Raw genomic sequence first — 22,777 nt, 5'->3', positions numbered from 1 at the left:
ATATCGGGGGCGCCGGTGTAGCGTCGAGTGACGAATGGGTCTGGAAACGCTGTTCAGTCCGAGTCGGGTCGCCGTCGTCGGCGCCACCGAGCGCGAGGGGTCGGTGGGCCGCGCCGTGATGACGAACATGCTCGACTCGTTCGAGGGCGAGACGGTGCCGGTGAACCCGAACGCGGCGTCGGTCCTCGGCCGCGAGACGTACCCCGACGTGGCGTCCGTGCCGGGCGAGGTGGACCTCGCGGTCGTCGTCGTCCCGGGGCGCATCGCGGTCGAGGTCGTCCGCGAGGCGGCTGAGGCGGGCGTCGGGAGCGTCGTCGTCATCACCGCCGGGTTCGGCGAGACGGGAAGCGAGGGCGCGCGCCGCGAGCGCGAACTCCGCGAGGTGGCGACCGAGTACGACCTCGACCTCGTGGGGCCGAACAGCCTCGGCGTCGTGAGCACGCCCGCCGGCCTGAACGCCACCTTCGGTCCGGAGAACGCCCTCCCGGGCAACATCTCGTTCATGAGCCAGTCGGGGGCGTTCATCACGGCCGTCCTCGACTGGGCGAACGACCGCGGCATCGGCTTCAAGGACGTCGTCTCGCTCGGCAACAAGGCCGTCCTCGACGAACGGGACTTCGTCGAGGCGTGGGGGGCGGACGACGACACCGACGTCGTCCTCGGCTACCTGGAGGGCATCGACGACGGCCCCGCGTTCATCGAGACCGCGCGCGAGGTGGTCCGGGAGACGCCCATCGTGCTGGTGAAGTCCGGGCGGACGGAGGCCGGGGCGTCGGCCGCCGCCTCCCACACGGGGACCATCGCGGGGAGCGAGGCGGCCTACGAGGCCGGCCTCGAACAGGCGGGCGTCATCCGCGCCGAGAACGTCGAGGAACTGTTCGACGCGGCGAGCATCCTCGCGAGCCAGCCCCTCCCCGAGACGGACGCGGTCGCCGTCGTGACGAACGCGGGCGGCCCCGGCGTGATGGCGACCGACGCCATCGGCGACTCGTCGCTCTCGCTCGCGTCGTTCACCGACGAGACGCTCTCGCGCTTCGAGCGGGCGCTCCCCGAGGAGGCGAACATCTACAACCCGGTCGACGTCATCGGCGACGCCCCCGTCGAGCGCTTCGCGGAGGCCGTCGACATCGCCCTCTCCGACCCGAACGTCGGCGCCGTCTGCGTCGTCACCTGCCCGACCGCGGTGCTCTCGTTCGACGACCTCGCGGCGGCCGTCGTCGAGCGCCAGCGCGAGGCGGGCCTCCCGGTCGCCACCTGCTTCATGGGCGGCGAGCGCACCGAGTCCGCCCGGGCGATACTCGACGAGGCCGGCATCCCGACGTACTTCGACCCGGCGCGGGCCATCGGGAGCCTCGAAACCCTGTCCGCCTACCGGGCGGCGAGCGAGCGCGAGTACGCCGAGCCGACGACCTTCGACGTGGACCGCGAGCGCGCCCGCGAGGTCCTCGCGGCGGGCGCCGAGCGCGGCGACACCCGCCTCGGCGTCGAGGCGATGGACCTCCTCTCCGCCTACGGCATCGCGACGCCGGCCGGGGAAGTGGTCTCCTCGCCCGACGCGGCGCTCGACGCCGCCGAGGCCATCGACGGCGACGTCGTGATGAAGGTCGTCAGCCCCGACATCCTCCACAAGTCCGACATCGGCGGCGTCGAGGTCGGTGTGGCCGACGGGGACGTCCACGACACCTACGAGGACCTCGTCGCGCGCGCGAGGAACTACCAGCCCGACGCGACGATACTCGGCGTCCAGGTCCAGGAACTGCTCGACCTCGACGCCGGCGTCGAGACCATCGTCGGCGTGAACCGCGACCCGCAGTTCGGACCGCTCGTGCTGTTCGGCCTCGGTGGTATCTTCGTCGAGGTACTGGAGGACACCACCGTCCGGGTCGCGCCCGTCAGCGAACCCGAGGCGACGGGGATGCTCGACGACGTCCGGGCGGCACCGCTCCTGCGCGGCGCGCGCGGGCGGACGCCCGTCGACGAGGGGAGCGTCGTCTCCACCATCCAGCGCCTCTCGCAACTGGTGACGGACTTCCCCGCCATCCTCGAACTCGACGTCAACCCCCTGGTCGCGATGCCCGACGGCGCCACCGCCGTCGACATCAGACTCACCATCGACCCCGACGAGCTATGAACCCGATTCTCATCACGTCAACGGAGGAGAGCACCGGCAAGACCGCCGTCGCGCTCGCGCTCGCGCAACTCGCGCGCGAGCGCGGCCTCGACGTCGGCTACATGAAACCGAAGGGCACCCGCCTCGAGAGCGCGGTCGGCAAGACCCTCGACGAGGACCCGCTGCTCGCTCAGGAACTGCTCGACCTGGAGGCGGACATCGCCGACCTCGAACCGGTGGTCTACTCGCCAACGTTCGTCGAGCAGGCGCTTCGCGGCCGTGAGGACGCCGACGCGCTCCGCGAGCGCGTCGCGGAGAGCTACGACGCCCTCGCCGCCGACCGCGACCTCCTGTTCGTCGACGGGGGCGGCCCCGTCGCGGGCGGCGTCGTCGACCTGACGGACGCGGACGTGGCCGACCTGCTCGACGCCACGGCCGTCCTCGTCGCGCACTACGACGGGCCGAACGACGTCGACGACGTCCTCTCGGCGACCCGGCACCTCGGCGACCGACTCGGCGGCGTGCTGTTCAACGCCGTCCCCGACGCCGCCTACGACGGCCTCGTCACCGACGTCGTCCCGTTCCTCGAGGGACGGGGCGTCCCGGTGTTCGGCGCGCTCCCGCGCGTTCAGGAACTCGCGGGGGTCACCGTCGCGGAACTCGCCGACGACCTCGGCGCGCAGGTGGTCACGACCGACGCCCCGACCGACGCCTTCATCGAGCGCTTCACCGTCGGCGCCATGAGCGCGGACGACGCCCTCAGACAGTTCCGCCGCACCCGCGACGCCGCGATGATAACCGGCGGCGACCGCTCGGACGTCCAGGCGGCGGCGCTCGACGCGCCCGGCATCAAGTGCCTCCTGCTCACCGGCGGGTTCCGCCCGGCGGGCGCCGTCGTCGGCCGCGCCGAGGACGAGGGCGTCCCCATCCTCAGCGTCCAGACTGACACCATCACGGCCGTCGAGCGCGCGGAGGACGTCCTCAGGCAGGGGCGCGCCCGGAGTCCCGAGACGGTCGACGTCATGCGCGGCCTGCTCGAGGACGGTGCCGACGTCGACGCAGTGCTCTCGCTCGGCGAGTGAAGGGCGCGCTGGCGTCGCCACTCGCCTCCACTCGACACGGAGAACGGTCGGCACGCCGCACCGACGTGGTCGCGCGCTACGCCGGCCTCAGGCGTGTTGCTCGATGGCCGAGCGGAGCGTCGCCTCGTCCTGGACGCCGACGAACTGCTCGACGCGCTGGCCGCCCGCGTAGACGTGGAGCGTCGGGACGCCGCGGATGCCGAAGGACTGCGCCAGCGGCTGGTTGGCGTCGATGTCTACCTTGGCGACGGCGGCCGGGGAGTCGGCGGCGAGCGTCTCGACGGTCGGTTCGAGCATCTTGCACGGGCCACACCAGTCGGCGTAGAAGTCCACCAGGACCACGTCGTGGCTCCCGACGAACTCCTCGAACTCCGCCTCCCCGTTCAGGTAGACGGGTTCGGTCGGGGCGTCGCTCCCCGACCCCTGCTCTACGAGGTCGTCGCGCTTCTGCTGTCGGATCGCGTCGAGTTCGTCGTCTGATTCGCTCATACCTCTCGGTAGTCGAGACGACGGCTTAATGACCCCGGCCGTGTGTCCACTCCGTACACAACCGGTCGGCGTCACGAGGCGGGACGAGGAACGCGGCGGCTCGAGGCTCGTCGTCGTCGCAAAAGGGGAGTCACCCCACCTCGCCGTCGGTTCGGGCAGACCGACGACGAGTGCGTGTCGAAACACGCGGTGCCGGGCTGTCAGAGGCGTCCGGCGTTCATTGCTACCGTATCTACCCTCATTACGTCACCGCTCGCTCCGAACGAAGGGTGGTGAAAACATATATATAACTATTTCCCTCACTTATTACTGAACGCGGGGAGGCATAGCTTATTTAAGTTACCTCCGTCTGTTCCGTGTAGATGTGCCGAGTGGCTGCACCCGACGTGTTCGACCTCCTGTCACGGCACGCCCCGCTGTTGCGATACCTGGCCGAGGCGCCCGCCACGAAGGTCGACCTGCAGGAGCGTCTCGACGTCTCCCGGTCGACCGTCGACCGGACCGTCCGAACCCTCACGCGTGCCGGGCTCCTCGAGGAGACGGACGGGGGATTCCGGACGACGACGGCTGGCGGCCTCGCCGTCGCGTCGTACGACCGCTTCGAGCGCCGCGCGGCCGGCGTCCGCGACGGCAGGGACGTGCTCGCCGCCCTCCCCGCCGGCGCGCCCCTCGACGTCCGCGCGCTCGACGGGGCCGAGGTCGTCACCGCCTCGGAGGAGACACCGGGGCGCGTGCTCGAGCGCGTCAGCGACCTCGTCGACTGGGCCGACGAGGTCCACGGGACGGCGACCGTCGTCACCGACCGTACGGTCGCCACCTACCGCGAACAGATACTCGACGGGACCGCGGTTCGACTGGTGTTCGACGCCGACCTCCTCGGTCGCCTGGTCGCGCGGTACCCGGAGGCCGTCGCGGTGGCGGTCGACGCCGACCGCGCCGAACTCCGTGAGGCGACCGACCTCCCCCCGTTCGGGGTCAGGCTCTACGCACGCGGCGACGAGGCGGTACTGGGCGTGACCGTCCGGGACGACGGGTTCGGGGCGCTCGTCCACAACGACTCGCCCGGCGCCGTCGAGTGGGGACGGTCGTTCGTCGAGCGCCTGTGGGCGGACGCGACCCCCCTCCCGACGGGGTGAGCGGCGACGTACCAAGGGTTAAGACCTCCCGCTACAACGGCAGGAACATGGATATCACTGCGGCGTCTGCCCCCCAGGAGATCACCTCGCTCGTCGGACGGGAAGTCTACTCGAACAACGGTGTCTTCGTCGGACAGGTCGAGGACCTCCGCCTCGACCTCGACTCCGAACGGGTCACGGGCCTCGCCATCGCCCAGCTCAACGGCGAACTGTTCCGCGACCGCGCCCGGGGCGCCCGGGGCGTGCTCATCCCCTACCGCTGGGTCCGTGCCGTCGGCGACGTCATCCTCGTCAACGACGTCGTCGAACGCCTGAAGGAACCCGAAGAAGAGGCCGCCGTCTGACCGCCCGTTCCCTCCTGTCGGCTCACCGCGCGTCGAGCGGCGTCCACGTCCGGCCACGCTCGCCCACGTAGCGCCCGCGCGGCCGGATGAGCCGGTCGGCGTCGAGCTGTTCGAGGCTGTGGGCCGTCCACCCGCCGACGCGGGCGACGCCGAACGTCGCCGCGAACAGGTCGCGGGGCACGCCGATGCCGTAGAGCAACAGCGCCGTGTAGAACTCCACGTTCGTCGCCAGCGACCGGTCGGGTTTGTGTTCGGCGAGGACGGCCTGGGCCGCCTCCTCGACCTCGGTCGCGAGCGAGAAGAACGCCGAATCGGCCCCGTCGCCGTCGTAGAACCGCTCCGCAGCGGCCGAGAGCACGGCGGCGCGCGGGTCGCGCACCCGGTAGACGCGGTGGCCGAAGCCCATGATGCGCTCGCCGGCGTCGAGGCGAGCGCGGACGGCCGCCTCGGGGTCGCCCGAGGCCTCGATGTCGAGCAGCATGTCGAGGACGGGGCCGGGTGCGCCGCCGTGGAGCGGCCCCTTCAGCGCGCCGACGGCGCCCGTGACGGCCGAAATCACGTCCGAGCGCGTCGAGGCGATGGTCCGGGCGGTGAACGTCGAGGCGTTCAGCCCGTGGTCGACCACCGTGTTGAGGTACGTCTCCAGCCCCCGCGTCGCGTCCGCGTCGGGTACCTCGCCCGTGAGCATGTAGAGGTAGTTCTCGGCGTGGCCGAGGTCCGGGTCGGGGGCGACCGGCACTGCTCCCTCCCGCGCGCGCCAGTAGGTGGCGACGACGGTCGGGAAGCGCGCCACCGCGGTCCGCGCCGCCGCCTCGGGGTCGTCGTCCGACCGGCCGAGCGACGCGGCGGCCGCTCCCATGCGCAGGGCGTCCATCGCGTCGGCGCCCTCCTCGGCGGCGGCGCGGACCACGGCTCGCGTCTCGTCGGTGAGGGCGCGCCGCGAGGCGAGGTCCGCCCGGAGCGCGTCGAGTTCGTCGGGTGTCGGGAGTCGGTCGTTCCAGAGCAGGAAGAGCGTCTCCTCGTAGGTGGCGTTCGCGGCGAGTTCCTCGACCGGGAACCCCCCGATGACGAGGTCGCCGGCCTCGCCGTCGACGTGGCTCAGTCGCGTCTCGCCGGCGACGACGTTCTCCAGTCCCGGCGCGAAGGTGTCTTCCGTCACGTACGGACGTCTCGCAGGAGAGGGGTTAGCACGTGCTGCTGCGGGCGTGGTTGCCGGTAGATGACCGATGCACGAGGGCGACTACGTTGGTCGACGACGTTCAGTTGCCGTTGCCGTCGCCCGTCTCGACGCCCATCGCCTCGAAGAGCTTCCGGCGGACGGCCTCCTCCGTGAGCGCGAGCAGGGTGTCCCGGTTGTCCTCGCTGGTCTCGATGCCGGTGAAGATGCCGAGCGGTATCTCGACGGTGGCGTCGGTGGAGTGGCCGCGCGCCTCGCCGATGTCGCCGAAGGCGTCGTTGAGGACCGCCCCGATGTTCATCCGGATGTCCTTCGAGCGGGCGGCGAGGTAGATGGTGTCCTCGGTGATGGCGAAGACGGCGGTGGTGGTGATGCCCTCGAGGTTGAGCAGGTGCTGGGCGGCCTGCGCCAGCGCGTCGCGTTCGCGGACGAACCCGGCGTTCGAGACGAGGTGGCTCCCCTTGACGTCGCGGTTGCGGATGGCCTCCGCGAGCACGTCCAGCGTCTCGGGGCTCATGCTCGGCGACTCGACCTGTTCGAGCGTGTCGTGGTTGACGAACGGGTAGAGGTACGCCGCGGCGGTGAGGTCGGCCGGGGTGGTGTCGCGCTTGAAGTCGAGCGTCTCGGCGCGGATACCGTAGAGCAGCGCCGTCGCCACCTCCTCCGTGAGGTTGAGGTCGAACTCCTGGATGTACTTCGTGAGGATGGTCGACGTCGAGGAGATGTTCGGTCGGACGTCCTCGAAGCGGGCGTCGTACTCCAGTTCGGGTTCGGCGTGGTCGATGTAGATGTCGACGGGGCGGTCGACGGCGGGTTCCGACGCCTGGGCGTGGTCGACCAGCGCGACGGTGTCGTACTGGTCGATGTCGACGTCGCTGGAGGGGACGAGGTCGATACCGAGGAGGTTGACGAACGCCCGGTTCTCCTGGAGTCCGATCTCGCCGTCGTAGACGATGTCGGCCTCGATGTCGCGGGCCTCCGCGATGGCCTTCAGCGCGACGGCGCTCGCGATGGAGTCCGGGTCGGGGCTGCGGTGGATGAGGATGGCGAGGCCCGACGCGCTCCCGTCGATTATCTCCGCGAGTTTGCCGCTCCGGTACTCCAACTCGCCGGTCTCGAGCGCGCGGAGCGCCGAGTCGGCGATGACCGTCGAGGGGTTGATGACGACGTCCGCGCCGCTCTCGGAGAGGTCGTCGGCGGAGACGGGGTCGGAGGCGCGGGCGACGATGAACTGCTCGCCGCCGCGGCCGCGGATGTTCTCGACGGCGGCGATGTTCGCGTCCACGTCCGAGGAGAGGATGAGGATGACGTCGCGGCCCGCGACCTCGTCGGCCACCGCCGCCTCCCGAATGTCGGCCGCGTGCGCGTCCATGTCCTGGTCGCGCAGCGCCTCGACGCGCCCCTCGTCCATATCGATGATGAGGACGTCCTTGCCCTCCTCCTCGAGGTCTTCGGCGACGGCGTGACCGACGCTTCCGCACCCGAGGATGGCGTACGTGGACATCGACGCCATCGTAATGGCGGTACTCATGATACGCTACCTCTGGCGCCATCGTACTTCAAATTCCCCTCTCGGCGCCGTGGTCGAAACCCGCCCACCTCGAACGGTGACCGTCCCAGTAGCCCGAACTTACAGCGCCCGAGGCGGCTGTACGTTCTCGATAACTAAGCGCGTCTGGGCCTATCGGTCGGATGGCTTGACGTGCGGGTGCCGCCGCACCCCAAACGCGCACGGCGTCAAGCCGACGCGGTATTCGCAAACCGACGGGCGCCAGACGCCCGGGGGGCTAGCAGACAGGTCACACTGTCCCGTTCCCTGTCCGCTCCGACCGACTGCGCCGCAGGGGGGCTTCGGCCCGGCGCAGCGGTCGGGTTGCGTGTTGCTCGACGCGCCGCCGTCCGCCATCGCGGCGGCGCTCTCCTTCGACCCACCAAAAAACGACGAGAGCCGGCCACCGGTCGTTCCTGTCGCCGTCCCCACCTGTGAGAGTTCGATTGCTCACCCCGACCGAACTCTAGACAGAGTGACGCGTATGTCTATATAGTCGTTTCGCCGAACGGTCGTCCCGCGAGTGTCGTCGCCTTCCACCGTGGAGGCCGTCATCGACGGGCACGACCCGGGCGAAAGGAAACTTATATGCGTCAATCCACGTTACTCGAAATCGAGGGCTGATAGCTCAGCCAGGCAGAGCATCTGGCTCTTAACCAGACGGCCGAGGGTTCAAATCCCTCTCAGCCCGTCGTACGTGTCGCGAACGTCAGTGAGCGACCGTGGACGTACCTGAGAGGATTCGAGTCAGGGAGCACGCGATTCGAGCGAAGCGAGGTAGCGTGCGACCGTGGTTCAAATCCCTCTCAGGCCGCTTCTGCGAGGAACGAACGTGACGAGCGAAGCGGCTACGGGATTGAGGTAGAGAGCGAACACCAGCGAACGGAGCGACCGAGGTTCGAACCCCCCAGTCGCTCGAACACACGGCTATTCGGCTGAGTCACGATGGTCCCGTGAGGGACCACCTGGTGTCGCGGTCGAAGCGGGTCGACCGCCGGTCAACCGGGAAGTGGGACGCCGGGCCCCCTCGACGATTCGTCGTCGTCGTCAGTCGGGTTGCCGCGATTGAGAATCGCGTCGCGGACGCGCTCTATCGCTGACTTGTCGGTCCTGACGATGGGTGCGTGCATACAGGCCGACGTTAGCACTCGACACGGTTAGGTCTGGGGGCGGTCCTCGCTCGGTCACCGTTCGTCCGCACACCGAATCGCACCACCGAGCCATCGCCCTGTCGATGGAGGCCGACGGCGTTCCCCTCAACTGTGTCAGATAACGACTATTCGCGTCGTGAGTGACGGAGCTACGTGTCGCGCTTCACGTCTGTACGCTGTCGGCGGTTCCGGTACCGCTCTCGACGATTTCGTCCGCACGGCCGATGACGACGGCGTTGACCGTCGCGCCCAGCAGCAGGACGACGGCGGTGAAGTACAGCCACGTGACGAGCAGGAGGATGCTCGCGATGAGGTTGCCGTCGCCCCCGCTGAGGGAGACGTACATCTGGAACAGTACCTGCAACACCGCCCAGCCGACAGCCCCGATGACCGTGCCCGGGAGGACGTCCCGCGGCTCGACGTCGACGTCCGGGAACAGGTAGTACATCGGGAAGAACGCGCCGACGAGGGCGACGACGAGCAGCAGGGGGACGACGAGTTCGACGAACGGGACGAACGAGAAGAACGCGACGACGCCGGTGGCGCCGACCATCGCGACGACCCCGAGCGTGATGACGACGAGTATCAGCAGACTCTTCTTGAGCTGGCCGACGAACGACTCCCGGGTGGTCGTCTCGTAGAGCTCAGAGAACGCGGTGTCGAGGCCGCGGAACACCTTGATGGCCCCCCAGACGAGCGTGAGGACCCCGATGATGGAGGCACTGACGGTCGAACCGGCGCCGGCACTGCTCTGTGAATCGATCATCACGCCGATGACGCCGCCGACGGAGGGCGAGACGTTCTCGGTGGCGACCTCGACGATTCGGTCCTGGAGTCCGGGTGCGCCGGCGATGGAGACCGCGAGAATGACGAACATGATCAGCGGGACGAGTGAGACGAAGGCGCTGTAGGCGATACTCCCGGCGAGGAACGTGACGTTCTTCTCGCTGAAGACGGTCTTGGTCGTCTTCGCTCCTGCGACTACCGACTCGAAATCCATAGCTCTCCAGTCTCGTCCGAGTGAGTTAACCGAAGGGGTCGAAGCCGGCGGCGTCAGACCGGGGGAGGGAACCACTCGGACGACCCGTTCACTCGCCGTCGCCGGGGCGAAACGGGTAGTCCAGTCCCGTCGGGTAGGCGCTCTCCTCGGTCGTGTCGAGTTCGAGGGCGATGCAGAAGCGGTCGAGACCGACCTCGAGGGAGGCGAACAACAGGAGTTCGACGAACCCCTCGTCGCCGAACTCCTCGCGCAGGTCGTCGACGAGTTCGTCGGTGATGTCGTGGGGTGCATCCGAGACGCCGTCGGCGAGGCGGACGGCCAGTCGCTCGCGCCGAGTGAGTGACTCGACGTCGAGGCGCTCACCGAGGACGGCCGACTCCTTCGGGGCGACCTCCGCCGCGACGGACTGCGTCCTGACCGTCGCGCAGTACGCGCAGTGGTTCGTCGCCGCGACGCGCAGGCGCACGAGTTCGAGCGTCGACGCCTCGATACCACGCTCGCGGGCGAACGCCTCGAACAGCGAGACGACGCGCTCGAACAGTACCGGTCGATGGGCCATCGCGCCGAAGAACGCGGCGTCGCCGTACCACCCCTCGCGGGCCTCCTCCAGCAGTCGCGCCGTCGTCTCGTCGGGCGCCTCCTCCGATTCGACGATGTCTATCCGTGTCATGACGGTCGGTACCACGACCCCCGACTAAACACCTCGGACCCGTCAGGTTCGTCGGAGGTAGAGGCGAAACTCCAGGTCGCCGTCGGCACCGGCGACGACCGCCGAGGTGACTTTGGTGAACGAGGGGGCGTCCATCGCGCAGAGGTCGTCGGCCGCTCGCTGGACCGGCGCCGCCTCCTCGGCCGGAGCGTAGAGCGCGACGCCGACGACGCTGTCGTCGAGCGCCCGCTCCGCGCGCGGGACCAGCGGCCGTTCGGCGGCCTCACCCGCGGGGAGCGGCGCGTAGCGCTCCCCGTCGTGGCGGTACGTTCGGTCGTCCTCACCCGCCCCTGCCATTCGCGTCAGCGCGGCGTGGACGGCACCGGCGCGCTCGGCACCGAGGGCGTGCCAGTCCTCGGCCGGCGCATCGGGGGGCAGTCGGGCGCGCAGGCGGCCGTCGTCGAGTCGCTCCAGCGCGCCCGCGCCGACGAGCGTGGCGAGTCGACGGCCGAGCGCATCGCCGTGTGGAGCGTCGTTGGCACCGTCACGCTCGGCGAGTCGGCGGTCGAGGGCCGCGGCCCCGAACGCCTCGCCGCCGTACTCGTCCCAGACGGCGACGTACAGGTCGGCACAGGACCCGAGTGTCGGGAGGTCGGTCATGGTCGTCCGACCCGTATCACCGAGCGCGAGCATAGCCCTTTCGCGCCGACAGTTCATCTCCGCCGAGACTGTGCCATGGTGTGGGTTGTTTGCACCTACATTTAGCGTTGAACGTACCGATACGAACGATTAGCACTATCGTCCTGTCCGTGGTGTGACGTAGCGTACCATGGTCGAAACCGTATTCGAAGTCGATACCGACAGTCCGCCCGACGAACAACCGAGTCCCATAGTGAACCGGTGGCACCCGGACGTCCCGGCCGCTGCGACGGTGTCGCCGGGCGAGAGCTTCCGCGTCGAGTGCCTCGACTGGACGGGGAACCAGGTGGTCAACGACGACAGCGCGAACGACATCCGCGACATGCGTCTCGACCCGAACCACCACCTGAGCGGCCCGTTCGAGGTCGAGGGCGCACAACCGGGCGACCTGCTGGTCGTGGACATCCTCGACCTCGGCCCGTTCCCAGACCACGAGTGGGGGTTCACGGGCATCTTCGAGCAGGACAACGGCGGGGGGTTCCTCACCGACCACTTCCCGGAGGCGAGAAAGACCATCTGGGACCTCGAAGGGGTGTACACCTCCTCGCGACACGTCCCCGACGTGCGCTTCGCCGGCCTCTCGCACCCGGGCATCGTGGGGACGTGTCCCTCCCACGAACTGCTCGCGGAGTGGAACGAGCGCGAGCGGGCGCTCATCGAGCGTGGCCCCGAGGACGAGACGGCGGTCAACCACGAGACCCGCGACGACGACCCGCCGCTCGCGCTCCCGCCGGAACCGAACGAGGTCTTGCTCGGCGACATGGACGAGGACATGGTCGACGAGGCCGCAGAGGAGGCCGCCCGGACCATCCCGCCCCGGGAGAACGCGGGCAACTGCGACATCAAGAACCTGAGCCGGGGGTCCCGGGTGTACATCCCCATCTTCGTCGACGGCGCGAAGCTCATCACCGGCGACCTCCACTTCTCGCAGGGCGACGGGGAAATCACGTTCTGCGGCGCCATCGAGATGGCGGGGTTCATCGACCTGCGCGTCGACCTCATCAAGAACGGCGTCGAGCGCTTCGGCATCGACCACGCGATGTTCAAGCCCGGGAACGTCGAACCGCAGTTCTCCGAGTACATCGTCTTCGAGGGCTACTCCGTCGACGAGGACGGTACCCAGCACTACAAGAACTCCACGGTGGCGATGCGCCGCGCCTGCCTCGACGCCATCGACTACCTGACGAACTTCGGCTACACCCGCGAGCAGGGCTACTTCATCCTGAGTACGGTGCCCGTCGAGAGCCGTATCGCCGGCATCGTCGACCTGCCGAACACCTGTGTCACCGTCTCGGTGCCCCAGGAGGTGTTCGAGTTCGACGTCGACCCCGACAGCCTCGCCGAGGCCCCCAGCGAAGCCCGCGGGACCGTCGCCAAGCCGTCGTAGTCGTCTTCTTCTCCCGTTCCGCCTCAGTGTCCGAGCGCCCACGGGTAGCCACCGTGTCCGTGGTCGTGCTCGTGGCTGTGCCCGTGGTCGTGACCCTCCTCGCCGTGTCCGCCGCCGCCCGCGCTCGCCGCGACGACGTCGTCGATGCGCAGGAGGAGCGTCGCGCCCTCCGTCGCGCACGCGAGCGCGCGGCGTTTCACCGCCAGCGGTTCGAGGACGCCCTCGGCCACCATCTCCGTGGCCTCGCCCGTCGCGGCGCCGATACCGACGGTGGAACGCCCCTGGGCGTGGTGCGCCCGGAGGTCGGTCAGCGCGTCGACGACGGGGACGCCCGCGTTCTCCGCGAGCGTGCGCGGGACGACTTCGAGCGCCGTCGCGGCCGCCTCGACCGCGAGCGCCTCCCGGCCGCCCAGCCCCCGGGCCGACTCGCGGAGGTGCGCCGCCAGCGCCGCCTCCGTCGCGCCGCCGCCGGGGAGCAGGCCGTCCCCCCGGTAGGCGAGGACGGCGACCGTCAGGCAGTCCTCCAGCACGCGGCGCGTCTCCTCGACGACGTGGTCGGTCCCGCCGCGCAGGAGCACCGAGACCTGCTCGGTGGCGGCGTTCCCGCGCACCACCGTCAGGTCGCGGTCACCGACGGTGCGGCGTTCCACGACGCCCGCCCGCCCGAGGTCGGTCGGCGTGAGGTCGGCCGTCGTGGCGACGAGGCGCGCGCCCGTGGCGCGCGCGAGTTTGTACAGCTCGTCCTGTCGGGTGCGCTCGGCGACGAACACGCCGCCAGCGGCGAGTCGCCCCGCGAGGTCCTCGTCGACCGCCTGCTGGCAGAACACCACGTCGGCTCCGGCGTCGAGGAGCGCCGCGGCGCGCCGGTCGCGCTGGTCGGTCTCGTAGGTCGTCAGCGCCTCCAGGCCGTCGACGCTCTCGACGGCGACCGACCGGGTCGTCCGCGTCGTGGGCACGTCGAGCGGCGTGTCGACGAGGGCGACGCGGGCGTCCGTGAGCCGTCGCGGGAGGTCGTCGGCCCGGTCGGTCGCGGTGGTCGAGGACTCGGCCATGTCGACGACGAGGCCGTCGACGAGTTCCGTGTCGGTCGGCGACCCTCCTGGGACCGCGTGGAGGACGATGCGGTCGCGGTCGACGCGGTCGCCTTCACCGACCGCGAGCACCGCGTCGGCCGCGAGTTCCGCGAGGTGTGTCGCCTCGCGGTCGGTCCACTTGCCCGTCACGGCGGTCCGGACGACGTCCACGAGTCGCTCCCGGTCGCCGCCGTCGGTCTCGACGGTCAGTTCCGGGAGGCGGTCGAGCGCCAGGTCGCACGCCCGCCAGTACCCTTCCCCGACGGTCGTGGGGTGGAGGCCGCGCTCGAACAGCGACTCGGCCTCGCCGAGCAGCGCACCCGCCAGCAGGACGGCCGAGGTGGTTCCGTCGCCGACCTGGTCGGCCTGCTGGCTCGCCACGTCGAGCAGGAGCGACGCCGCCGGGTGGTCTATCTCCATCCGGTCGAGGATGGAGGCGCCGTCGTTCGTCACGACCACGACGCCGTCGCTCCCGACGAGCAGTTTGTCGCAGCCGCGCGGGCCGAGGGTCGTCCGCAGGGTCCCCGCGAGTGCCCGTCCCGCCCGGAGGTTCGCCCGCCGCGCCTCGTCGCCCGAGAGCCGCTCGCCGCCGGCGCTCCTGAGTCGCCCGTACCAGCCGGGTGTTCCGTGCGTCATCTCTGGTCGGGGGTCAACGTACCACGACAAAAGTGTAACCTCGCCGTCGAATCGGTCGGGGCGACTGACGGTCCGGGCGCGGGTATGGTCTTTCGCTCGAATAGCTACCGTCCGGAGCGTAACAATCAGCTATATCTTCGCCCTCGGTGGACTCTCGACTTGAGTCGTGGTAGCTCGGAACACACTATACACGGAGGGATACCAATGTCACTGTACACGGAACTCGGGATGGGGCTGGTGTTCGTCGGGATGGTCCTCGTGGTCAACGGACTGTGGCTGCTCGGGAAGGGCTCGGACCGGGACACCGCGATACTGAACTTCTTCGTCGGGGCGCTGACGCTGTTCATCGCCGTCTGGTGGGCGTTCGGCGGGGAGGCGTCGGAGGGGACCGCGTTCAACGCCGCGGGGACGCTCCTGTTCTCCTTCACCTACCTGTGGGTGGGGGCGAACGCGTATCGGCAGGCGAGCGACCAGCGCTCGCTCGGCTGGTACTGCATCCTCGTGACGGTCCTCGCCATCCCCACCGGGTACCTGGTCTTGCTCGGAGGGGACGTCGGCCTGGCCCTGCTGTGGTGGGTCTGGGCGATACTGTGGGCGGGGTTCTGGTTGCTGCTCGCGCGCCAGCGCAGCGACTACACCACGCCCGTCGCCTGGTACACCGTCGCCGTCGGCATCGTCACGGGGGCGGCGGGCTACCTGATGGCCGCGGGGTTCTGGCCCTGGGGGGTCTGAGGGCTCGTCACTCGCCGGGCTTGTAGTTGGGCGCCTCGTCGGTGATGACCACGTCGTGCGCGTGGCTCTCCTTCTGGCCCGCCGCGGAGACGCGCACGAACCGCGCGCGCTCCTTGAACTCGGGGATGGACCCCGCGCCGACGTAGCCCATGCCCGACTGCATCCCGCCGACGAGCTGGTGGAGTTCGCTCGCCAGGCTCCCCTTGTAGGGGGTCGCCGCCTCGACGCCCTCGGGGACGAACTCCTCGTCCTCGTCCTCGTCGACCTCCTTGAGGTAGCGGTCGCCGCCGCCGGACTGCATCGCGCCGACGCTCCCCATCCCGCGGTACTGCTTGTACTTCTTGCCGTTCATGGTGATGACCCGGCCGGGCGCCTCGTCGGTGCCCGCGAAGTACGACCCCAGCATGACGGCGTCGGCGCCCGCCGCGATGGCCTTGATGGCGTCCCCGGAGTACCGGATGCCACCGTCGGCGATGACCGGGACGTCGTGGTCGCTCGCGACGTCCGCGACGCCCGCGACGGCCGTTATCTGGGGCATCCCCGACCCGCTGACGACGCGCGTCGTACAGATGCTACCGGGGCCGATGCCGACCTTCAGGCCGTCGGCGAAGTCGACGAGCGCCTCTGCGGCCTCCGGCGTCCCGATGTTCCCGACGACGACGTCCGCCTCGACCTGCCCCTTGATGTCGCGCGCGGAGTCGACGACGTTGCTGTTGTGCGCGTGCGCGCAGTCGATGAACACCACGTCCGCGCCGGCCTCGTCGGCGGCGACCGCCCGGTCGGTCTCGAAGGGACCGACGGCGACCCCCACGAGGAGGCGCCCGTCCTCGTCGCGGGCGGCGTTCTGGTACTCCCGGCGCTGGAGGATGCCCTGCATCGTCACGAGGCCGGTGAGCGCGCCCTTCCCGTCGACGACGGGGACGCGCTCTATCTTGTGTTCGTACATGAGTTCGAGCGCGTCGCGGGCGGTGACCGACTCGTCGGCGGTGACGACCTCGTCGGTCATGGCCTCGCGCACCTCGTCGCGGTCGCCGACCTCGAGGTACGGGCGGATGTCGGTGCCGGAGATGATGCCGAGGACGACGCCCTCGTCGTCGACGACGGGCGCGCCCGAGACCCCCTCGCGCTCCATCATCGCGTCCACCTCGCGGACCGTCTGGTCCGGGTCGGCGGTGACCACGTCGCGGATGATGAGTTCGTCGGCGCGCTTGACGCGCTCGACGTGGGCGGCGGTCTCCTCGACCTCCATGTTGCGGTGGAGGACGCCGAGGCCGCCCTCGCGGGCCATCCCGATGGCCAGGTCGGCCTCGGTGACGGTGTCCATCGCCGCCGAGAGCACCGGGATGTTCAGTTCGACGTTGGTGGAGACGCGCGTGCGCGTCTCGGCCTCGTCGGGTTCGACACGGCTCTCCATCGGACGCAACAGGACGTCGTCGAAGGTGAGCGCTTCCGGGACTCGAAGCTTCTCCGAGAAGGGTTCCTCGCGCGGCGTCTTCGCCATGTAAACGGTGGTCGGTCGCGCTCTAAAAGCGTTGCGAGAGGCCGACTCCCCCGCCACCTGCTCACACGAACGCGCCGCACACGTTATCGGTCCGGGCAATATTCGCACCGCCGTAGCGTTCTGCACGTTCGTTCAAATTCTGGCGGCTGAGAGTGTGTGTCGAACGCTTAGCGACGATTCGTATCGTCGATTTCCCGTTCCATGCGTACACGACTCACACAACGTTTATGATAGAAACCACGTTTAGTTCGAGTATGGACTCCGCGATTCCCGACGGAGCGTGTACCGGCTCGAAACCCCTTGCCACCGGTATGACTATCACGCAGTTTACAGGGAACTTCGCGGGGAAATCCGTCACAACCTGGCGAATACCCGCCGTGTCCGACAACGCGACGGCTCGCCTGCGCCCCCGGTATCGTGACGGACACCGCCATCTGGCCCACGGTGAGGCCACGTCCGCCTGACGGATGAGCACGTCACGACACCCCATCGCGTTACGCCTCGAGCGACGCGTCGGCCGCGGTACCCGCCTCCTGGGGACCGTCATGGCCCTCCCGCTGGTGGACGGCATCTTCCCCGCGCTGGTACTCGCCGGTGCACTCAGTTCGATAACTGGCATCCTCGAAGTCGGTCTCCTCGTGTTCGGCGGCAGCGCGACGCTCGCCGTCGTCCTCGCCGAGATGGAGGGAACCCGCCGCGAGCAGGTGCTCTCGGTTCTCGGCGTCGGCGCGCTCATCACGACGCTCGCCGTCGTCGAGGCGGCGCTCGCGCCGACCATCGCCAACCTGCTGGTGCTCCCGACGTTCGAGCGCTTCGCGGCGCTCGTCATCCTCGCCATCGCGGCGAAGACGGCGAGTTCGACCATCGGCGAGTACCTCCCGAGTCCGGGCACCATCGTCGGCCTCGGCCTGCTCGCCAGCCTCGACCCCGGCGGGTTCGAACTCGTGTTCAACCCCGCGACGGGGGAGTTGCTGGCGGCCGCCGCCGCCGCCGGCGTCGGGACGAGTTTCGCGCTCGTCGCCGCCGTCGCCGGGCCGACGCTCCGCCGGCTGGTCGACATCGACCGCTTCCGTTTCGGGAGCGCCGTCGCGCTGGGCATCCTCCCGCTGACGATGCTCGGCATCGTCGAGACGGAGGCCCCCCTCGCGCTGGCCGTCCTCGGCGTGACGTGCCTGCTCTCGCTCGACCCGAGCGACCCCCCCTCGCTGGCGGACGGGGACGGAGCGGACGAGGCCGACGACGGCGACGACCGGTCGCCCGAGCGAACGCCCGTCCCGACGGGCGTGGACGACGTCGGTCGGGCCGCCGTCTCCTCGGTCTTCGCCGACCCGGAGGCGCGCGGGGCCAGCGTCACCGACGGCGACGACGCGGGACGCGACCGCCACTCGATTCGCGAGCGCGACCCGGAGCGCGCGCCCTGGCTCTGACCCCGGAGCGTCGCCACCGTCGCGGGGAAGGCAAGCCTTAGGGACGCCACGCGCCCGACTTCTCCTATGGCCGACAACCGAGTCGTGCAGGGACGCATGGTGACGCCCGAATCGCTCGCGGAACTCGTCGAGGGCGACGACGTGATGGACGCGGAGCCGATTCGAGACGCCGAGCGCGACTGCCCGGCCTGCGGCGGGAACGTCCTCGCCGTGGGCTACATGCCGTCGGTGCTGGAGTTCGTCACGGGCTACAAGTGCCAGGACTGCGACTGGAGCGAGACCGACCGCGAGTGACCGCTCGGCGGGCGTGAGCGTCCTCTGAAACCGAAACCGCTTTACGGCGTCTGACCATCCTCATCGAATGCGGGGACGTGGCCAAGCCAGGCATGGCGACTGACTCCAGAGGCCACGCGCCCGGGACGAGACTCCAGACTGATATACCGAGCGGCGGGCTGATCACCTCGCCGCGTTGACGACCCTCTGGAGTTCCGAGGCGCAACCGGAGATATCAGTCGATCGGGGGTTCAAATCCCTCCGTCCCCATTCTTCGCCGTCGCGAACGGACGCGAGCGACTGCGAGATGCACGTGGGGGATTTGAAGGAGGGAGCGAACGCGAGTGAGCGACCGCGGGTCACACCCCTCCGTCCCCACCGTCTTTCGCGGCGCGGCGTGACGTGACGAGCGAGCCGTGAGCGAGCGAGTCACCACGCCGGAGCGGGCGATTCCACGGTTCGTCTCGCTCCTGAACACTCCGCGTTGCCGTTCCACGCATCACTTTCACTCCGGACTGGAAAGGTCCAAGCCTCGGGAGTCGAAGTACGTGCGTATGAGCGGGTCGCGGCTCCCCGGCACGCCCGCGGGCGAGGAGCGCGTCGTCCTGCACGTCGACATGGACTGCTTCTACGCGGCGTGCGAGCGCCGGCGCGACCCCACGCTCGCGGGCGAACCGGTCGTGGTCGGGATGGGCTACGAGGCGGGCGAACGCCACGGTGCCGTCGCCACCGCGAGCTACGAGGCGCGCGCCCACGGCGTCGAGAGCGCCCAGCCCATCTCGGGAGCGCTCGCGGCCCTGCCGCGGGCGGCCACCGCCCCGCCGGACCACGAGGGACCCGTCGGCCACTATCGCCCCGTCGACCTGCCGTACTATCGCGAGGTGAGCGAGGAGGTGCGGGCGATACTCCACGACGTCGCCGACGCCGTCCGCGAGGTGAGTATCGACGAGGCGTACCTCGACGTGACCGACCGCGTCGGCTGGCACAGCGTCGAGATATTCGCGGGGAGCCTCAGAGAACGCATAGAGCGCGAGGCGGGCGTCTCGGCCAGCGTCGGCGTCGCGCCGAACATGAGCACGGCGAAGGTGGCCAGCGACCACGACAAGCCCGAGGGGCTCGTCGTCGTCCCCCCCGACGCGGTCCGCGAGTTCCTCGCACCCCTCCCGGTCGACGAACTCCACGGCGTGGGGCCGGTCACCGCCCGCGAACTGCGGTCGCTCGGCATCGAGACGGCCGGGGACCTCGCGTCGACGCCGCGCGACCGCCTCGTCTCCCGGTTCGGCTCGCGCGGTGGGACCATCCACGACCACGCGCGCGGGCGCGATGAGCGGGTCGTCGAACCCGTCGGGAAGCCCAAGAGCCTCTCCAGCGAGTCGGCGTTCACCGAGGCGACCGACGACGTCGAGGTGATTCGCGAGCGCCTGCGCCGCCTCGCGGACGAGGTGACGGCCCGGGCCGAGTCGCGCGACGCGCTCTACAAGACCATCGGCGTGAAGGTGGTCGAACCGCCGTTCGACGTGAACACGCGCGCCCGGTCGCTCTCGGGGCCGGTCGCCGACGCGTCGCTCGTGGAGTCGGTCGCGCTCGACCTGGCGCGGGAGTTCGAGGGCGAGCGCGTCCGAAAACTCGGCGTGCGCGTGTCGAACCTCTCGTTCGACGCGGCGACGCAGGCGCCCCTCGACGCTTGGGAGGGCGAGTCGCCCCCGCCGACGTCGGCCGAGGACGACGCCGACGACGGGCCGGGTGGGACGGAGCGAGGCGGAGACCCCGAGGGGCAGACGACGTTCGTCGACTTCAGCTGACGCTCGCGCCCGTCGGGCAGTGGCCGGCCCGGACACGACGCACCTCGAGTTCTATGGTCGGCTGTCCGCTCACCTATCACGTGGTCCCCACAGCCGACACCCGCCGGTTCCTGCTGTTCTTCCTCGCCAGCAGCCTCACGTCCACCCGGATGGGCGTCCGGTTCGCCCCCCACGACAGGGGCGCCACCGACTCGCTCGACCGCGTCAAGGACGGCCCGCCGCGGTTCGCGGGCCCATCGACCACTACGACGGACAGGACGCCGAGCGACGACGCCACCGACGGCGACCTCCAGCGCTTCGAGCACCGCGGGGCGGTCCCCCCAGCGGTCGTCAGGAGGGGCGACCGGTACGACGTCTTCGACATCGCCGGTCGGTTCGACTGCACGAACCCGCGGACGCTCGTCCCGATGCTCGTCGGTGCCGGCGGAATTGGCCGGGTCCTGTCCACCGTCGGGCGAGACGTCGTCCCCTAGTGGCTTTAGCCGGCGCCGGACAAGGGAACGCATGAACCACCTCGCACCCGCCGGCGACGGGGGGTATCGTCTCGCGCGCCACGCGCACCTCGTCGTCTACACCGAGCGCGACGACGGCGACCTGCTGACGGTCTACGACTGCGGGGCCGCACAGAAACCGCCCGCCGCGCAGTTCATCGGCCACCTCGTGCGCGTCCAGGCCGACGCGCGAACGGAGCGGACGCCGACGGGCTACGTCGTCAGGCTCAGCGAGGGCGGGCGACTCGAGGAACAGGCGCCGGGCGAGTGGGTCGTCCGGCCGGTGCGGGAGTCGGACGACGGGTAGTCGCCGGTCAGGCGGACTCGTCGGCCTCGTCGGGGACGCGGTCGCGCAGTTCGGTGCGACGAATCTTGCCCGTCACCGTCTTCGGGAGGTCGTCGACGAACTCCACCTCGCGGGGGTACTCGTGGGCGGCGAGTTCGTTCCGGACGTGCTGCTGGATGTCGCTCACGAGGTCGTCGCTCGGCTCGTAGTCCGCCGAGAGGACGACGAACGCCTTGACGACGTGGCCCCGCTCGGCGTCGGGTTTCGGGACGACCGCCGCCTCGGCGACCGCGGGGTGTTCGCCGAGCGAGGACTCCACCTCGAAGGGGCCGATGCGGTAGCCCGAACTGATGATGACGTCGTCGGCGCGCCCCTCGAACCAGAAGTAGCCGTCCTCGTCGAGGTAGCCGAGGTCGCCCGAGAGGTACCAGTCGTTCACGAAGCAGTCGGCGGTCTTCTCCGGTCGCTCCCAGTACTCGGCGAAGAAACACGGGAAGTCCCCGCGCTCGGCGATGACGCCCGTCTCGCCCGTCGGGAGTTCCTCGCCCGTCTCGGGGTCGACGACGGCCGCCGTGACGCCCGGCAGGGGCTTGCCCATGCTCCCCGGGCGTACCTCCATCGTCGGGTAGTTGTTGATGATCATGTTCCCCGTCTCCGTCTGGCCGTAGGTGTCGAGGATGGTGACGCCGAGGGCCTCCTCGCCCCACTCGACGACGCCCGCCGAGAGCGGTTCGCCGATGGACAGCGCGTGGCGGAGGTCGAGTTCACGCCCCTCGAGGACCTCGCGGTTCTCCCGGAGCATCCGGTAGGCCGTCGGCACCGAGAACAGCACCGTGATGGGGTACTCCTCCAGCAACTCGGCCCACTCCTCGGGGTCGAACTCGCCCTCCTGGGTGAACATACTCGTTCCCCAGAACCACGCCCCGAGCGTGTTGATGGGGCCGGTGAGCCACCCGAGGTCGCCCGTCGACCAGTAGAGGTCGTCCGCCTGGACGTCGACGGCGAACTTCTGGGTGGCCGCGACGCCCGCGACCCAGCGGTGTTTGTGGAGGACGCCCTTCGCGCGACCGGTCGTCCCCGAGGTGTAGTAGAGCAGGGCGTCGTCCTCGCCGCCGGTCGCCGCGACGTCGAACTCGTCGCTCGCCGCCCGCGTCGCCTCGTGGAAGTCCACGTCCCCCTCGCGGCCCTCCCCGACCACGACGACGTGTTCGACGCTCGGGACGTCCGCCAGCGCCTCCGCGATGGTGTCGCGGTTGTCGCCCGTCGTCACGACCACCTTCGCGTCGCAGTCGGCGAGGCGGTAGGCGATGCCGTCCGGTCCGAAGCGCTCGTTGACGCTCCCCCAGACGGCGCCGGTCTTGAGCGTCCCGACCATCGCGGCGTAGTGTTCCGGTATCCGCGGCATGTACGAGAAGACGCGGTCGCCGCGGTCGATGCGCTCGGCGAGGACGTTCGCGAAGCGGTTCGAGCGCGCCCGGAGGTCGCCGAAGGTCACCGTCTCGCGGGCGCCGTCGGTCCCCACCCACTCCAGGGCCGTCCGGTCGGGGTCCGCCTCGGCGTGTCGGTCGCACACCTCGTGGCCGATGTTCAGTGACTCGGGGGCGTCCCAGTCCGCCTCCCCGTAGATATCGTCCCACCCGAACGACTCGACCGTCGACTCGTAATCGCCCATGTTGTGCGTCGACATGACGTGTGTCTGCTTCGCTCGAACCGTAATCAATCATGACGTACGTACGCGGACTGATACGTCGTGGGCGTGCGGCGCGTCGGTTACGCCCGCGCT

Annotated in this window: 21 protein-coding genes and 2 tRNA genes; 13 read left to right on the top strand and 10 right to left on the bottom strand. The window is 69.9% G+C overall.

Annotated elements, in window-relative coordinates; genetic code table 11:
* Window positions 1-34: 34 nt before the first annotated feature.
* Complete coding sequence (gene acs / locus P1Y20_RS04975) at window positions 35-2,131, top strand: acetate--CoA ligase alpha subunit (protein ID WP_304447554.1); 2,097 nt, start codon at window positions 35-37, stop codon at window positions 2,129-2,131.
* Complete coding sequence (locus tag P1Y20_RS04970; RefSeq protein ID WP_304447553.1) at window positions 2,128-3,192, top strand: phosphotransacetylase family protein; 1,065 nt, start codon at window positions 2,128-2,130, stop codon at window positions 3,190-3,192. Before acs ends, P1Y20_RS04970 begins: the two co-directional genes overlap by 4 nt.
* An 87-nt stretch (window positions 3,193-3,279) precedes the next feature.
* Here P1Y20_RS04970 and trxA read toward each other — a convergent pair whose 3' ends face one another.
* Window positions 3,280-3,681, bottom strand: coding sequence for a thioredoxin (gene trxA / locus P1Y20_RS04965; RefSeq protein WP_304447552.1), 402 nt, complete (start codon window positions 3,679-3,681; stop codon window positions 3,280-3,282).
* A gap of 362 nt (window positions 3,682-4,043) precedes the next feature.
* Between trxA and P1Y20_RS04960 the strand changes: the two genes are divergently transcribed.
* Together P1Y20_RS04960 and P1Y20_RS04955 are read left to right on the top strand one after the other, a co-directional pair.
* Window positions 4,044-4,817, top strand: coding sequence for a helix-turn-helix transcriptional regulator (locus P1Y20_RS04960; RefSeq protein ID WP_304447551.1), 774 nt, complete (start codon window positions 4,044-4,046; stop codon window positions 4,815-4,817).
* 47 nt (window positions 4,818-4,864) lie between these two features.
* A complete protein-coding gene (locus P1Y20_RS04955; protein ID WP_304447550.1) occupies window positions 4,865-5,161 on the top strand; it encodes a PRC-barrel domain-containing protein in 297 nt (98 codons plus the stop codon).
* Window positions 5,162-5,183: 22 nt separating this feature from the next.
* Here the strand turns inward: P1Y20_RS04955 and P1Y20_RS04950 are convergent, their stop codons facing one another.
* Together P1Y20_RS04950 and P1Y20_RS04945 are read right to left on the bottom strand one after the other, a co-directional pair.
* On the bottom strand, window positions 5,184-6,320 hold the full coding sequence (locus tag P1Y20_RS04950) for a citrate synthase/methylcitrate synthase (protein ID WP_304447549.1): 1,137 nt from the start codon (window positions 6,318-6,320) through the stop codon (window positions 5,184-5,186).
* 100 nt (window positions 6,321-6,420) lie between these two features.
* Window positions 6,421-7,869, bottom strand: coding sequence for a DHH family phosphoesterase (locus P1Y20_RS04945; protein WP_304447548.1), 1,449 nt, complete (start codon window positions 7,867-7,869; stop codon window positions 6,421-6,423).
* A gap of 635 nt (window positions 7,870-8,504) precedes the next feature.
* Here P1Y20_RS04945 and P1Y20_RS04940 point away from each other — a divergent pair.
* A tRNA-Lys gene (locus tag P1Y20_RS04940) sits at window positions 8,505-8,578 on the top strand.
* 307 nt (window positions 8,579-8,885) lie between these two features.
* Here the strand turns inward: P1Y20_RS04940 and P1Y20_RS04935 are convergent.
* The 4 genes from P1Y20_RS04935 to P1Y20_RS04920 all read right to left on the bottom strand — a co-directional run bounded on the left by P1Y20_RS04935 (window position 8,886) and on the right by P1Y20_RS04920 (window position 11,347).
* Window positions 8,886-9,017, bottom strand: a complete 132-nt coding sequence (locus P1Y20_RS04935) for a hypothetical protein (protein ID WP_304447547.1) — start codon at window positions 9,015-9,017, stop codon at window positions 8,886-8,888.
* Window positions 9,018-9,201: 184 nt separating this feature from the next.
* Window positions 9,202-10,038, bottom strand: coding sequence for a YihY/virulence factor BrkB family protein (locus tag P1Y20_RS04930; protein WP_304447546.1), 837 nt, complete (start codon window positions 10,036-10,038; stop codon window positions 9,202-9,204).
* An 88-nt stretch (window positions 10,039-10,126) separates the two neighbouring features.
* Window positions 10,127-10,708 (bottom strand): carboxymuconolactone decarboxylase family protein, encoded by a 582-nt coding sequence (locus P1Y20_RS04925; protein ID WP_304447545.1) that lies wholly within the window; start codon window positions 10,706-10,708, stop codon window positions 10,127-10,129.
* 42 nt (window positions 10,709-10,750) lie between these two features.
* The gene (locus P1Y20_RS04920; protein ID WP_304447544.1) at window positions 10,751-11,347 is read right to left on the bottom strand and encodes a hypothetical protein; all 597 of its coding nucleotides are present in this window, start codon (window positions 11,345-11,347) and stop codon (window positions 10,751-10,753) included.
* A gap of 169 nt (window positions 11,348-11,516) precedes the next feature.
* Here P1Y20_RS04920 and fmdA point away from each other — a divergent pair, with 169 nt between their 5' ends.
* Complete coding sequence (gene fmdA, locus P1Y20_RS04915; protein ID WP_304447543.1) at window positions 11,517-12,773, top strand: formamidase; 1,257 nt, start codon at window positions 11,517-11,519, stop codon at window positions 12,771-12,773.
* 23 nt (window positions 12,774-12,796) lie between these two features.
* On the opposite strand, the gene thsA is transcribed toward fmdA, so the two are convergent.
* Window positions 12,797-14,482, bottom strand: a complete 1,686-nt coding sequence (gene thsA, locus P1Y20_RS04910) for a thermosome subunit alpha (protein ID WP_304447542.1) — start codon at window positions 14,480-14,482, stop codon at window positions 12,797-12,799.
* A 204-nt stretch (window positions 14,483-14,686) separates the two neighbouring features.
* Here thsA and P1Y20_RS04905 point away from each other — a divergent pair, with 204 nt between their 5' ends.
* Window positions 14,687-15,214: an AmiS/UreI family transporter gene (locus P1Y20_RS04905; RefSeq protein WP_304447541.1), complete on the top strand. Its 528-nt coding sequence runs from the start codon at window positions 14,687-14,689 to the stop codon at window positions 15,212-15,214.
* 7 nt (window positions 15,215-15,221) lie between these two features.
* On the opposite strand, the gene guaB is transcribed toward P1Y20_RS04905, so the two are convergent.
* On the bottom strand, window positions 15,222-16,715 hold the full coding sequence (guaB, locus tag P1Y20_RS04900; RefSeq protein ID WP_304447540.1) for an IMP dehydrogenase: 1,494 nt from the start codon (window positions 16,713-16,715) through the stop codon (window positions 15,222-15,224).
* A 467-nt stretch (window positions 16,716-17,182) separates the two neighbouring features.
* Here guaB and P1Y20_RS04895 point away from each other — a divergent pair, with 467 nt between their 5' ends.
* The 6 genes from P1Y20_RS04895 (at window position 17,183) to P1Y20_RS04870 (ending at window position 21,015) form a co-directional block, all read left to right on the top strand.
* Window positions 17,183-18,142, top strand: coding sequence for a DUF5794 domain-containing protein (locus tag P1Y20_RS04895; protein WP_304447539.1), 960 nt, complete (start codon window positions 17,183-17,185; stop codon window positions 18,140-18,142).
* A 66-nt stretch (window positions 18,143-18,208) separates the two neighbouring features.
* On the top strand, window positions 18,209-18,436 hold the full coding sequence (locus tag P1Y20_RS04890; RefSeq protein WP_304447538.1) for a DUF5795 family protein: 228 nt from the start codon (window positions 18,209-18,211) through the stop codon (window positions 18,434-18,436).
* Between the two features lie 71 nt (window positions 18,437-18,507).
* A tRNA-Trp gene (locus P1Y20_RS04885) sits at window positions 18,508-18,685 on the top strand.
* 284 nt (window positions 18,686-18,969) lie between these two features.
* Entirely contained in the window at window positions 18,970-20,217 is a 1,248-nt protein-coding gene (gene dinB, locus P1Y20_RS04880; protein ID WP_304447537.1) for a DNA polymerase IV, read from the top strand.
* An 80-nt stretch (window positions 20,218-20,297) separates the two neighbouring features.
* A complete protein-coding gene (locus P1Y20_RS04875; protein WP_304447536.1) occupies window positions 20,298-20,690 on the top strand; it encodes a hypothetical protein in 393 nt (130 codons plus the stop codon).
* Window positions 20,691-20,721: 31 nt separating this feature from the next.
* Window positions 20,722-21,015 carry a hypothetical protein gene (locus P1Y20_RS04870; RefSeq protein WP_304447535.1) on the top strand — a complete coding sequence of 98 codons (294 nt, stop codon included), beginning with the start codon at window positions 20,722-20,724 and terminating at the stop codon, window positions 21,013-21,015.
* 7 nt (window positions 21,016-21,022) lie between these two features.
* On the opposite strand, the gene P1Y20_RS04865 is transcribed toward P1Y20_RS04870, so the two are convergent.
* Window positions 21,023-22,681, bottom strand: coding sequence for an acetate--CoA ligase (locus tag P1Y20_RS04865; RefSeq protein WP_304447534.1), 1,659 nt, complete (start codon window positions 22,679-22,681; stop codon window positions 21,023-21,025).
* Window positions 22,682-22,777 lie beyond the last annotated feature (96 nt).

The organism is Halomarina ordinaria (assembly GCF_030553305.1).
GTDB lineage: Archaea > Halobacteriota > Halobacteria > Halobacteriales > Haloarculaceae > Halomarina > Halomarina ordinaria.
The sequence above is the reverse complement of the archived record's forward strand: the minus strand, read 5'-3'. Positions and strand labels throughout refer to the sequence as shown.